9 protein-coding genes are annotated in these 12,597 nt (G+C 73.5%); 4 read left to right on the top strand and 5 right to left on the bottom strand.

The window, feature by feature from the left end; genetic code table 11:
* Nucleotides 1–153: 153 nt before the first annotated feature.
* From KIS93_RS51610 to KIS93_RS51620, 3 genes are all read left to right on the top strand, one after another.
* Nucleotides 154–1,704 carry a M4 family metallopeptidase gene (locus tag KIS93_RS51610; RefSeq protein WP_080037266.1) on the top strand — a complete coding sequence of 517 codons (1,551 nt, stop codon included), beginning with the start codon at nucleotides 154–156 and terminating at the stop codon, nucleotides 1,702–1,704.
* A gap of 474 nt (nucleotides 1,705–2,178) precedes the next feature.
* Complete coding sequence (locus tag KIS93_RS51615) at nucleotides 2,179–4,071, top strand: ABC transporter ATP-binding protein (RefSeq protein ID WP_230466027.1); 1,893 nt, start codon at nucleotides 2,179–2,181, stop codon at nucleotides 4,069–4,071.
* 151 nt (nucleotides 4,072–4,222) lie between these two features.
* A complete protein-coding gene (locus KIS93_RS51620; protein ID WP_080037267.1) occupies nucleotides 4,223–4,822 on the top strand; it encodes a TetR/AcrR family transcriptional regulator in 600 nt (199 codons plus the stop codon).
* Between the two features lie 19 nt (nucleotides 4,823–4,841).
* Here the strand turns inward: KIS93_RS51620 and KIS93_RS51625 are convergent, their stop codons facing one another.
* The 3 genes from KIS93_RS51625 to KIS93_RS51635 all read right to left on the bottom strand — a co-directional run bounded on the left by KIS93_RS51625 (nucleotide 4,842) and on the right by KIS93_RS51635 (nucleotide 7,384).
* Nucleotides 4,842–6,263: an RNB domain-containing ribonuclease gene (locus tag KIS93_RS51625; RefSeq protein ID WP_080037268.1), complete on the bottom strand. Its 1,422-nt coding sequence runs from the start codon at nucleotides 6,261–6,263 to the stop codon at nucleotides 4,842–4,844.
* A gap of 44 nt (nucleotides 6,264–6,307) precedes the next feature.
* Nucleotides 6,308–6,631 carry an STAS domain-containing protein gene (locus KIS93_RS51630; protein ID WP_080037269.1) on the bottom strand — a complete coding sequence of 108 codons (324 nt, stop codon included), beginning with the start codon at nucleotides 6,629–6,631 and terminating at the stop codon, nucleotides 6,308–6,310.
* Nucleotides 6,632–7,183: 552 nt separating this feature from the next.
* Complete coding sequence (locus KIS93_RS51635) at nucleotides 7,184–7,384, bottom strand: hypothetical protein (protein WP_186404935.1); 201 nt, start codon at nucleotides 7,382–7,384, stop codon at nucleotides 7,184–7,186.
* Here KIS93_RS51635 and KIS93_RS51640 point away from each other — a divergent pair.
* Nucleotides 7,376–7,861 carry a hypothetical protein gene (locus KIS93_RS51640; protein WP_186404936.1) on the top strand — a complete coding sequence of 162 codons (486 nt, stop codon included), beginning with the start codon at nucleotides 7,376–7,378 and terminating at the stop codon, nucleotides 7,859–7,861. The genes KIS93_RS51635 and KIS93_RS51640 overlap by 9 nt on opposite strands.
* Before the next feature lie 3,075 nt (nucleotides 7,862–10,936).
* Here the strand turns inward: KIS93_RS51640 and KIS93_RS51645 are convergent.
* Together KIS93_RS51645 and KIS93_RS51650 are read right to left on the bottom strand one after the other, a co-directional pair.
* A complete protein-coding gene (locus KIS93_RS51645; RefSeq protein ID WP_080037272.1) occupies nucleotides 10,937–11,857 on the bottom strand; it encodes a siderophore-interacting protein in 921 nt (306 codons plus the stop codon).
* 226 nt (nucleotides 11,858–12,083) lie between these two features.
* Complete coding sequence (locus KIS93_RS51650; RefSeq protein WP_080037273.1) at nucleotides 12,084–12,548, bottom strand: hypothetical protein; 465 nt, start codon at nucleotides 12,546–12,548, stop codon at nucleotides 12,084–12,086.
* Nucleotides 12,549–12,597: the final 49 nt, after the last annotated feature.

The raw sequence follows: 12,597 nt of genomic DNA on the forward strand, positions 1-12,597 counted from the left end.
CCTGTCCCGGGCCCTGGGACGCGATGGCGCACGCCCCATATCACGGCGTTATGGGCACATTGGGAGGTATCAAGTGGGTCTCCTGATGTCAGCCTGAGGGCACCCCCAGCCGGCCGGGGCTCGTCCACTCCACCCCCCTGAGGAGCAACGAGCGTGAACCCCAAGCTCAGGCTGGGCGCTGCCGCCATTCTCGCGTTAGCCCTGGCCGTCACCGCACCGGCGGGAGCCACGAGCGCGAGCGTCCGGGCGGCCGATCCGCCGTCACCCTCCGAGCGCGGCGCCGCGGTGGCGACCGCGCAGCGCGTCATCGCCGCCGGCCGGCCGCAGCTCCTGGCCGCCGACCAGGACGCCTTCTCGCTGGCGTCGTCCGTCCCTGGCGTCAACGGCATCCAGCACCTGACGTACGCGCGTACCCACGCCGGCCTGCCTGTCTACGGCGGCGAGGTCGTCGTCACGACCGACCGGTCCGGAAGGGCCGTCAGCGCGGTCGACACCGGCCAGCAGGCGGTGATCGCGCTGGACACCAAGCCGCGGATCGGCGCGCAGGAGGCCGCCGAGACGGCCCGCGCCGCGGCGCCGAAGGCCGACGCGGCCGGCACGCCGGCGCTCGTCGTGCACGCCGCCACCGCCACGCCGCGCCTGGCCTGGGAGGTCGTGGCCAGCGCCGCCGACCGGTCGAGCATCCTGCACGTGTACGTGGACGCCCAGGACGGCCAGGTCTTCGACCAGTGGGACCAGGTCGTCGACGGCACCGGCAACAGCTACTACAACGGCAACCCGGTCACGATCGACACCTCGCCGTCGTACGTGATGCGCGACCCCACCCGCACCGGCATCCAGTGCGGCGGGCAGAACGGCGCGGTCTACAGCAAGTCCACCGACAGCTGGGGCAACGGCAGCGGCACGAACCTGGAGACGGCCTGCGTGGACGCGCTCTTCGCCGCCCAGCGCCAGTGGAACATGCTGCGCGACTGGCTCGGCCGCAACGGCGTCAACGGCTCGGGCCGCGGCTATCCGGCGCGGGTCGGGCTGAACCAGGCCAACGCCTTCTGGAACGGCTCGTACGCCTCCTTCGGCCGCAACTCGGCCGGCACCCAGCAGGCCACCTCCATGGACGTCGTCGCGCACGAGTTCGGCCACGGCGTCTTCCAGTTCTCCGGCGGCAGCGGCGGCAGCGGCAACGAGGCCGGCGGCCTGAACGAGTCGACGGGTGACATCTTCGGCGCGCTGACCGAGGCGTACGTCAACGAGCCCGCCACGCTCGACCCGCCCGACTACCTGGTCGGCGAGGAGGTCAACCTGGTGGGGCGGGGCGCGATCAGGAACATGTACAACCCGTCGGCGCTCGGCCATCCGAACTGCTACAGCTCCTCGATCCCGACCACCGAGGTGCACGCGGCGGCCGGGCCCCAGAACCACTGGTTCTACCTGCTGGCCGAGGGCACGAACCCGAGCGGCAAGCCGGCCAGCAGCCGGTGCGACGGCGGCGCGGCCATCACCGGCGTCGGCGTCCGCAAGGCGGGCCAGATCTTCATGACCGGCCTGAACATGAAGACGGCGCCGTGGACGCACGCCAAGGCGCGGGTGGCGACGCTGCGGGCGGCCCGGACGCTGTTCAGCGGCTGTGTCGAGTTCAACGTCGTCAAGGCGGCCTGGAGCGGGGTGAACGTTCCCGCGCAGAGCGGCGAGCCCACCTGTCCCTGATGTCTTCGGGGCGGGATGCTCCTGAGAGCTGGTTCTCAGGAGCATCCTTGGCCCTGCCTTGACCTCGCCCTGTCGTTTTACCTGTCGCGCGGCGACTTTACTTCTGCGGCGTCTTCGCCTTTCCGTGCGGGTTTTACCAGTCAAGACTGTTTGAAATCAGCGAATATCTGCTGATTTATCGCATTTCGGGTGCTAGCGTCCGATTTGTCAGTGTTCAGCCAACGGGGGAGGAATCATGGCGAACACGCAACTGTCTCAGGCCGGATACCAGCAAGGCTGGGGTTGCCGACGCAGGCGCCGCTGCTATCGCAGGTGGAACTGCTGCCACCGCCGCAGGTGGTGGGGGTGCTAGAGCGCCCCGTCGAGAGCCGGCGGCTCAGCCGCCGGCTCTCTCTGAGCGCCTCCGGCCGTGAACTCGCACCGGCGATTTCCCTTCGCCACACCTTTCGCGAATTCTGGCCGGACACCCGCGGATTGCGGAAGCTGTTCGCGGCCGGGGTGGTGTTCGCCATTCTGGCCGCGCTCTGCGAAGTGGCCGCGATCCGCCTGTTCGGGCACATCACCGACGAAGTGCTGACGACCCGCAACCTGGGGGCCTTCTGGGCGCCCGCGATCTGGTGGCTCGGGCTCGCCGCGCTCGCCGGGGTGACCGCCTTCGCGGGGGCCTACGCCACCGCGCTCGGCGCCGAACGGTTCCTGCTGGCCCTGCGCGACCGCGTGTACGCGCACGTGCAGACGCTCGCGCCGGACTTCTCCGAGAAGCGGCGGCTCGGCGACCTGATGGCCCGGCTCACCGACGACATCGAAGCCATCGAGGAACTCGTCGGATCCGGGCTCGTCAAGATCATCACCACGGTCGCGAGCGTCGTCTTCTTCGCCGGGGCGGCCTTCGTCATCCGCTGGGACCTCGCCCTGCTGACGATGGCGCTGGTCCCGCTGTTCCTGGTGGTCTCCAAGGTGTTCGCGGACCGGTTCCGCTCCGCCGCGGCACTCGAACGCGCCAGCAACGGGGCCATGAACAGCGTCCTGGAGGAAGGGCTGGCCAACCAGCCGCTCGTCCAGGCGTACAACCGGCAGCACGACGAGTCCCGGCGCCTGCACCGGGAGGGGCGCGGCTGGCTGCGCGCCAACATGGCGCAAGCCTGGCTGGCCGGCCTCTACAGCCCCGTCGTCCAGGTCATCGAGACCGTCTGCCTGATCGTCATCCTCGGGTTCGGCGCGTGGGAGATCGCGGCCGGGCGGCTGACGCTCGGCGGGCTGCTCGCCTTCGCCGCCTACCTGGCCCTGCTCTACCCGGCCGTGCAGTCGCTGGGCGAGCTGGCCATGACGGTCTCCGAAGCGGCGGCCGGCTCCGACCGGGTCATCGAGATCCTGCGCACCGGGCCCGCCGTGACCGACGCTCCCGACGCCGTCCCGGCCGGCCGCGGCCACGGCCGCGTCACCTTCGAACGGGTCGGCTTCGCCTACCCGGGACGGGGGCGGCCGGTGCTGCGCGACCTGTCCTTCACCGCCGAGCCCGGCGACGTCGTCGTCCTGGCCGGGCCCAGCGGGGCGGGCAAGTCCACCGTGGCCAAGCTGCTGCTGCGCTTCTACGACCCGGACCAGGGGCGCGTCCTGCTCGACGGCGTGGACGTGCGCCGCCTGACGCGGGAGTCGCTGCGCGACAACGTGACGATCATGCACCAGGAGACGCTGCTGTTCTCCGGCTCCGTCCGCGACAACATCGCCTACGGACGGCCCGGCGCCTCGCTCGACGAGGTGATCAGGGCGGCGGAGGCGGCCGGGGTGCACGACTTCGTCAAGCTGCTGCCCCAGGGGTACGACACGCCCGTCGGGCAGCGCGGCCGGCTGCTGTCCGGGGGGCAGCGGCAGCGGATCGCGATCGCCCGGGCCATCCTGCGCGACACGCCGGTGCTCGTGCTCGACGAGCCCACCAGCGGGCTCGACGACGCCACCGCCGCCCAGGTGATGCGGCCGCTGCGGCGGCTCATGGCCGGGCGGACGACCCTGCTCATCACGCACGACCTGCGGCACCTGCCGGAGCGGGCGCGCGTGGTGGCGCTGGAGCCGGTGCCCCGCGAGGAACGCATCCGGCTCAAGCGCGTCGGCATGCCGTCCCGCGGCACCCACGCCCCGCCGTCCACGGCGCCGTCCGCGGCGCCGTCCGGAACGGCGTCCGGAACGACGCGTGGAGCGGCGTCCGGAGCCGGTATCGGACGGCACGCGGCGCGGGCGCCCGCACCCCGCGCCGCGCCGGAAAGCTCCGCGGTGCCGGCCGCGTCGGAGAGCTCGGGCGCGGAGGGGGTGGCCGGGCGTGAGGGGGTGGCCGGGCGTGAGGGGGCGTCGGCCTCGCCCGGGTCCTCGTGACCGCCTTGGGTCCGTACGCGGCGGCGCCCGTTCCACTGCGGTGGGGCGGGCGCCGTCGTGCCCGGCCGAGGTGTGTGGGCTGGTATGTCCGGGGACGCGCTCGATAGAATCGGAGAGCTCTCTCCGTTTGTCCTGAAGGCAGGTCGAGGTCATGGGCGACGATCACAGCGCCGCCAGGCCGCTGCGCGCCGACGCCCGCCGCAACCGCGACCGGGTCCTGCAGATCGCGCAGGAGGCCCTGGCCAGCGACGGCCTGACCATCTCCTTCGACGAGATCGCCCGGCGGGCCGGGTTCGGGGTCGGCACCGTCTACCGGCACTTCCCGACCAAGGAGGCGCTGGTCGAGGCGGTGCTGCTGGGGCGGATCGAGCGGTTCGTGGCCGACGCCAGGGCGCTGGCCACCGCCGAGGACGCGGGGCGGGCGTTCTTCGGCTGGTTCACGACGGTGGTCGAGCAGGCGGCGGCGAACCAGGCGCTGTGCGACATGCTGGACAGCGGCTCGGGGATGGCGCTGCGGCCGGGCTCCACGCTGGCCGACGACTTCGCCGCCGCGCTGGCCCGGCTGCTGGCGCGGGCGCAGCGGGTCGGCGCGGTGCGGCCCGACCTCCAGGCGCAGGACGTCCACGACCTGCTGCGCGGCTGCCTGGCCGCCGAGCGCCGCGCCCGCGCCAGGGGCGGGGCGGTGCGGATGGCGGAGGTCATCTGCGAGGGCATGCGCGCCAAGCCCACCTCGCCCCCGCCGACGTTCTGACCTTGGGGGTGGAGCGCCGTCAGGGGGCGAGGGTGAAGCGGACCTCGCGGGTGGACGGGTCGGCCTGGGTGAGGCGGACCGTGACCTGCTCGCCCAGCGGCAGCGGCCCGTCGCAGCGGGCGATCACCGCCGGGTCCATGAGCTGCACCTGCCCGCCCCCGCGCCGCTCGTCCACGTCGATCACGACCGCCTCGAACGCCTGCCCGATCCGCTCACGCAGCAGGAACGCTTCCACCAGGTCCACGCACGCCCGCTCCACGGCTCCCGCGCGCCGGCCGGAGGCGGCCATGAGGTCCGGCAGGAGGGGGAGCGCGGCCCGTACGGAGGCGGGGACCGGCTCGCCGGCGGCGACCGCCAGGCACACCTCGGTCGCGTAGCGGTCGACCAGGCGTCGCAGCGGGGCCGTGACGTGCGCGTACGGCGCGGCGACGGCGGCGTGCTCGGCCAGCCGGGGCGGGGCGCCGTCGAAGGCGACGTAGCCGGCGCCGCGCAGCAACACCTTCGACTCGTGCAGGAACGCCGCGTGCCGCCCCTCCTTCGGGTCGAGGTCGTGCACGACGTCGCCGTAGCCGGCGCCCTCCGGCCAGGGCACGCCGAGGGCCTGCGCGACCCGGCGTACCTTGGCCAGGTCGTCGGGCTGCGGGCGGGGCAGCACGCGCAGGACGCCGATCTCGGCGTCGAGCATCATCGTGGCCGCGGCCATGCCGGTGAGCAGCGAGATCTGCGCGTTCCACGCCTCGGCGGGCAGCGGCAGCCGGAACTCCAGCCGGTAGCCGCCGTCGTCGTGCACCACCTCCTGCTCGGGGGTGGGCAGGGTGACGCCGCCGCGCTCGCGTTCCAGCGCCAGCCGCAGCTCGCCGATCTCGGCGAGCAGCTCCAGCACGCCGTCGGCGGTGCCGGTGTCGTGGACGGCCTGCACGTAGTCGTAGTCGTAGCGCTCGCGGCTGCGGACGAGGGCGCGCCGGACGTCGGCGCCGAGGGTGCGGCCGTCGGAGTCGAGGTCGACGCGCCACACCACGGCGGGCCGCAGCGCGCCGGGCAGCAGGCTGGCGGCGTCCTCCGACAGGACCGGCGGGTGCAGCGGCACCTTGCCCGCCGGCAGGTAGACGGTCTCGCCGCGGGCGCGGGCCTCGGCGTCGATCGGGCCGCCCGTGCGGACGAACGCGCCGACGTCGGCGATGGCGTACCAGACGCGGTAGCCGGCCCGCAGCCGCTCGAGGTGCACGGCCTGGTCGAGGTCCATCGAGCCGGGCGGGTCGATGGTGACGAACGGGACGTCCGTCAGGTCGTCGGCGTCGAGCCGGGGCACCTTGGCGACCCAGTCGGCCTCGTCGAGCACGGCGCGGGGGAAGCCGCCGGGCAGCTTCAGCTCCCGCGTGATCCGCTCGAACCCGTCCTCCAGCTTGAGTGGTATCTGATCGGGAACCTGAATCGTTGGCACGCGTGACAACCTACCCCGCACGCGATCGCCCAGGAGGGGCGCCGTCAGGTGAGGTGCCGGTCGAGGCCGGTGATGCGGAGCAGGCGGCGCATGTTCGGGGGCACGCCCTCGATGTGCAGGCGGGTGTGCTGGCCGGCGGCCTGCTTCTGGACGGAGACGAGGATGCCGAGGCCGGCGGCGTCGATGAAGGACAGGCGGCTGACCTCGATGACGAGCTCGGCGCCGGTGTCGCGGGCGTGGCCGGCCTCCTGGAGCAGGGCGAGGAGGTGGCCGCGCAGCTGCTCGGTGGTGGCGATGTCGAGCTCGCCGGCGACGCTCACCATGAGCGTGCCGTCGTGGCGGCTGGTGGTCAGGTGTAGTGGATCCATGTCCGGCTCCGCGCTCTCTCAGGGCCGGGATCATCCTGTCGGTAGCGCGGACCCGCCCTTTGGCACCAGATGTCATGCATGCGTCACATAGAGCGACTGTGTGCTTCCGAAGTGGAGTGTACATCCCTGTACACGCCCCTCGACAGGGCGGCCGGGATTCGGGTGGACAGGAGAATTCCTCAGGAAAACAATTCCGGTTACCAGATAGAAGAAAACTCATCCTTCGGGCTTCGCGCGGGCGACGCGGACGGCCGGCCCCACCGATCTTATTTTGTGAGATATTTCGGCATTTGTCGGGGGCGATCACTACGCTGCTAGCCCTGGGGATACGAGGGGAAAGCGAACCAAGATCGTGTTAATCGCAGTCGCAGTGCTGGCCGCCGCCGTGGTGGGCGCGGTGGCCTGGTGGCTCCGCCGGAACGGGGCCTCCGGTGGGGACCGGATCGACGGTGACGAGCCCGGCGCGTTCGAGCCGGGGCCGGAGCGGAAGCGGGAGTGGGAGCTGCTGCTGACATCCGAGGCGGAAGCGGCGTTCACCGAGGGCCTGCGGGCCTACCACGAGGCGGGCGGGGCGTTGCGGGTGGGCGCCGAGCAGGGCGTGCTCACCACGTACGAGCCGCCGCGGCTCATCTCCCTGCACCTGCTCGCCGACGCCTTCGCCGCCCGGGGGACGCGGCGCTGCACGACCCGCAGGGGACGGTCGAGCGGCTCCTCGAACGGCTGGCCGCCACCGAGCGGCCAGGGGTGCTGCACCTGCGGCCCGGCTGGCTGGACGGGGAGGTGGACGGCATGGACGCCGTCCGGTTCGCCGCCGCCGTGGGCGAGGTCGTCCGGCCGGGCGGCTGGACGGCCGAGGCGCGCCTTGGAGCGTTGCAGGTCACGGTGCGCGGCGACGAGCCCGGCGCAAGTGCGCGGGGGAGCGGGGACAGGCCGCTCACGCACGTCAACGGCACGCCGATCAAGTCGCTCGCCGCCAAGGAAGGCGGCGACGGGGACGCCCCTGAGGAGAGGGCGGCCGGTGAGGCGAACACGATGATGCTGGACCTGGCCCGGGTGCTCGACCTCTACCAGGAGGCGCGAGCCGGCCGCCCGGAGGCCGAGCCGCGGACGCTGCTGGGCGAGATCGTGCCCCGCCTGATCGCCGCGGGCGGCCCCGGCGTGACGTGGGCGCGGCCACCGCGGCGAGCAGAGCTGCGGACGGTGCTGGGAAGCGAGCCGGAGCTGCACTGATGACGGGTCGGAAGCCGGCACGAGCGGGGCGCCGGTGGCGGGAGCAGGATCAAGGGCGGGGGCACGGGATCGATGACAGGTGAGGGGTTACGGGCGGGGGCGTTGCGGGGCGCGCTGGTCGTGGTGGCCGTGCTGCTGCTCTTCGGCGCCGGCTTGTGGACGGTCTCGCGGATGGGGCCCGCCCCCGCCGGGCCTCGGGCGGGGTCCGGGTCCGAGGCCGACGTGGAGTACGAGGAGGACCCGCTCTCCCTGACGGTGGTGCCGCCGCGCGTGCCGCCCGGCACCGCGTCGGTGCGGGTGGCCGCGGCCTGTGCCGCGCCTCCGGAGAAGACGACCGCGCAGTCCGCCGCCTTCATGGACAGCGTGGCGTTCGCGCGCGCCCCGTCCGGGACGGCCATGTACGCCGACGCCGAGCTGGACCCGGAGCTGCCCCCGGGCAGGTACCAGATCTTCGCGCTGTGCGGCACCCGGTTCGGCAGCGCCGAGCTGGAGATCGAGGGACGGAAGGGCCCGGAGCCGAAGCGCACGGCCACGACCACGATCACCCTCACCCCGGCCCGCCCGGGCGACTGGCGCGACCATCCGGACGGGGAGCGCACGAGCGCCGAGCTCGGCTCCGGCTGGATCTTCTTCAGGGTGCGGATCACGCACGAGGTGCGGGTGCCCGCCGACGACCCTGACGTGGCGGCCCTGCGCGCGGGCGCCGCGGGAGGCGACCCGTCCACGTTCGTCAGCGAGCGGCTCGGCTCCTTCTCCGTGCGCGCGCCCCGGTCGCTCTTCGGCCTGGGCTACGCGGCGCCCGTGGTCAGGACGGACAGCGGCGCCCGCGAGGCCGTCATCACCTACACGGCCCTCGACTACGGCGCCGTCGACCCGAGTGAGCCCTCCACCGTGGGCGTCGCGTACGACCCGCCCGCGGCAGAGGGCGTTCCCCGGCTGGACGCGCACGAGATCGTCGTCCTCGCCACCGGCTGGACGGTGGCGGGGGTGAGCGGCCCGCCGCCACTGGCGCAGGACGCGCACCTCCTGCGCCTCAACGGCGGCGACCGCCCGGCGCGGGTCGCCTTCGCCCGGGACGGCACGACCGGACCCATGGCCTACTTCCTCGGCGAGAACCGGGACATGGCGGCGTTCCTGGAGGGCACCGATCCGAGCGACCAGGGGCCCGAGGAGGAGCAGGTCTCGACAGGCCCGCTCGGCATGGATGCCGACGGCTTCGTGGGGCGGGCCTGGGTGGCGGCGTTGGTGGCGGGGCTGGTGGCGGCCGTGCTGCTCCTGCTCTCCACGCTGGCGCGCGCCCTCGGCCGCCCGTGGTGGCGCCGCCGCCGCAACTGGGTGCTCGTGGCGATGGCCGGCGGCGGATACGGCTGGTACCTGCTCGTCGGCGAGGCCGACCTCCCGGCGCTCCTGCTCGTGGCGGGGCTGCCCGCGCTGGCGCTGCTGTCGACGTTCCGCGCCGCGAACGGGCGCGGTGACCTGCCCCGGGCAGAGGCGGCGGTGGCGGCGGCGGTGGCGGCGGCGCTGGCGGGGCTCGTCCTGGCGGCGTGGCCGCTGGCGGCCTCGTTCGGGGGCGGGCCCGCCGCCGGGGTGCTGGCGGTCGCGGCGGGAGCGGCGGGGGTGACGGCCGCCGTGCCGCGGCTGCGCCGCCTGTTCCCTCCGGCCGGGCTGGTGCTGCTGGGCGCGGGGGCGATGCTCGCGGGCATGGCGGCGGTGGCCGGGCACGCCCCGCCGTCCCTGATGTGGCTGGCGCTGGTGGTGGTCGGCTGGGGCGCCCTGGTGTTCGGCTGGGTGACCGAGGCCGGTCACCGGTGGTCGGCGGTGAGCGCGGCGCGGTGGGTGGCGGCGGCGACCGTCGCGTGCGGCGCGCAGGTCTACGCCGTCACGGACCTGGACCCGCGCAGCACCTGGACGTCCCTGCTCCCGGAGGACCTGCTCGAGGTGGCGGGCACGGTGGCGTTCATGAGCGTGCCGCTGCTGGCGCTGACGATGCTCGTCGTACGCGTGCGCCGCTTCGGCGGGAGCGCCGAAGGGCTCACCGAGCCGGCCGCCTTCCACACGGCGGTGCTCCTGCTGCTGCTCACCCGCGCCCAGACCGTCGATCCGGTGGCGGGCATCATGATCCTGCTCGTGTGGGCCGGCGTGTTCGTTTTGCTGCCGGCGCCGCGGGCGGAGCTGCTGCGCGCCGTGCCACCGGAGGAGCACCGGCGGCTCGTACGCGACCTGATCAGGCGCCGCTCGGCCCGGGCGGCGCTCACGGCGCTGCTGCGGCAGGCGGGGGAGGGCGACGACTTCGAGCAGCGGCGGCAGGCGCTGGAGCGGGCGGGCGACGAGCACGAGGGGCCGCTCGACTCCGATCTCGCGCTCACCACCCTGGCCGGGCGCACCCCTTGGCAGAACGCGCTCGCCTCCCTGGGCGTGGGGGCGGCGCTGTCGCTGCCGTTCTCGGTCGTGCGGATCTCGGAGTCGTTGCAGGGGCTGCAGGCCGGCGGGCAGGAGCTGGCCGCCGCCGCGCTGGCGCTGCTGTCGCTGCCCGCGCTCAGCATGGTGTTCGGGTACTTCTATCCGCGCGTGCGCGGCACCAACCCGGTCGCCAAGTGCCTGGCGTTCTTCCTGGCGGCGCTGCTCGTCGAGCTGCCCACCTACGTGTACACGCTCGCTCGGGCCTCCATCGCGCAGGACGACTGGGTGGTGCCGCCCACGGCGGACGGGGCGTTCGTCGGCGTGCTCGTGGCGGTCGGCAACATCGCCGTGGTCAGCATCGGGCTGGGCCTGTGGTGGGAGTGGCGGCTCATGTGGCTGGCGGGCGAGCCGTGGGGGCGTGTCAGGGACGTCCGTACGCTGCGCGCCCTGGCGGCGCCGCTGGCCGCGGTGGCGATCGCGGCCGCGACCACGGCGGCGACCGCGATGGTCAACAACGTGATCGCGCCGCTGCCCAGCGGCCCCCCGGCCGCGGAGGCCACACCGACCCGACGCGCACCCCTGACCGCGGCGGCCGGGCGCCGGCCGCGCGGCGGGGCCTCACCCCGGCCGCCGCGCCCGCCGCGCGGCGCGGCTCGCCCCGGACGCCGCGCCGCGTCAGTTCTCGGCGCGGCCGTCCCGCCAGTAGCCCATGAACGCGACGGAGCGCCGGTCCACGCCGCGCTCGCCCACCAGGTGCCGGCGCAGCGTCTTGATGACGGACGCCTCCCCGGCCAGCCACGCGTACAGCGGCCCGTGGTCGGCCTCCTCCTCCGGCGGCACCTCCCACAGCTCCTCGGTGTCCACGTCCACGTCCACGAAGTCGGCGGAGGCGGAGTCGGAGGTGGTGGCGGTGGCGGGGGCGGGCGAGGACGGGAGGAGGCGGCCGGCGGCGGCCTGGACGGCGGGGACGAGCTCACCGCCGCGCTCGCCGCCGTTCCTGGCCAGCCAGGTGACCTTGACCGAGGCGGCCGTCTCGACGGGCAGGGCGTCGTCGTCGCAGGGCACCTCCATGAACACCTCGCCGTGCAGGTGGGCGGGCAGGCGCTCCAGGATGGCGCAGATGGCGGGCACGGCGGTCTCGTCCCCGGCGATGAGCACGCAGCCGGTGCCGGCGGGCGGGTGGAACTCCAGCCCGCCGTGGCGGCCCTCGAAGCGGGCGTGCGGGCCGTAGAGGGCGGCGGCGTCGCCGACCTGGACCGTTTCGGCCCAGCGGGCGGCGGGCCCGCCGTCGGGGTGCATGACGATGTCCACGTCCACCTCGCCGGCCTCGGGCCGGACGGTCCTGGCGGTGTAGGTGCGCATCGGGTTGCGCCTGGTCTCGTCCAGCTCGCGCCAGCGCGGGTACCAGTCGCTGCCGCTGGGCAGGTGGGCGAAGCCGTGCTCGGGGACGGGGAGGAAGAGCTTGACCCGCTGGTCGAAGCCGTTGTCGGCGAAGTGCCGCAGGTCGTCCCCGGCGAAGGTGACCCGCAGGAACGACGGGCTCAGCCGTTCGAGCCGGTCCACCCGTACGTGGAACATGTGAAAGGGCTCGGTCATCCCCGAAATCTCCGATCTAGATTAGGTGAGCCTAACCTAAACGATCGCGGCGGTTTAGGCCAGCCGGGGTCGGTGTCACAGTGAGTGATGGTGTCATCGCGATACGTTTTCCCAAGAAAAGACCCGCCATCCCTGAGGATGGCGGGTATGAATGGCAGGAATTCGCGGGTGGCTACGCGTCGCCACCAAGAATGTATTTCCCATCATTCGCTGCCGGGGCGGCAACTCAGAGAATCCGGGTGGTCGCCGAATTCGAGATGGTGCCCCCGCCGCCGCTGCCCGAGCCCATGCCGCTCACCGCGGAGGGAGTGGCGCCGGGCTTGACGATCGTCGCCTGGCCGTTGCTCGTCCCGACCGCGAGGCTGCCGTTCTTGAGCAGCTTCCAGAAGACGAGCTGGTGACGCACCGTGCCCGCAGCGTCCATCTGGTACTTGACCTGCACGGTGCCGGTGAACGGGCCGAGCGTCGTGGTCACGGTCTTCAGGACGGGGTTGGTGTCGCTCAGCGTGATGGTCGTCGGGCTGAGGGCGGCGCACTGCACGCCGAGGGTGGAGGCCTCGACGCAGACGTTGATCCGCGCGTCCAGGGTGTGGGCGGGCGCGGCGTTCGCGGCGCTTCCCGCCCCGGCGAGAATGGCGCCCGCGGTGGCGGCGGTTCCGGCCAGGGACAGGATTCTGTGCTTGATCGACATGACGGTCTGCCTTTTCTCTTTTGGATGGCATGACGATTGACGAAGGAAA

Source organism: [Actinomadura] parvosata subsp. kistnae (assembly GCF_900323885.1).
Lineage (GTDB): Bacteria > Actinomycetota > Actinomycetes > Streptosporangiales > Streptosporangiaceae > Nonomuraea > Nonomuraea composti.

What these genes read in the sequence shown, in the direction of transcription:
- KIS93_RS51620 (WP_080037267.1), top strand. Translation starts at nt 4,223, where the DNA reads ATGGGCGACGATCACAGCGCCGCCAGGCCGCTGCGCGCCGACGCCCGC.
- KIS93_RS51630 (WP_080037269.1), bottom strand. Translation starts at nt 6,631, where the DNA reads ATGGATCCACTACACCTGACCACCAGCCGCCACGACGGCACGCTCATG.
- KIS93_RS51645 (WP_080037272.1), bottom strand. Translation starts at nt 11,857, where the DNA reads ATGACCGAGCCCTTTCACATGTTCCACGTACGGGTGGACCGGCTCGAA.
- KIS93_RS51650 (WP_080037273.1), bottom strand. Translation starts at nt 12,548, where the DNA reads ATGTCGATCAAGCACAGAATCCTGTCCCTGGCCGGAACCGCCGCCACC.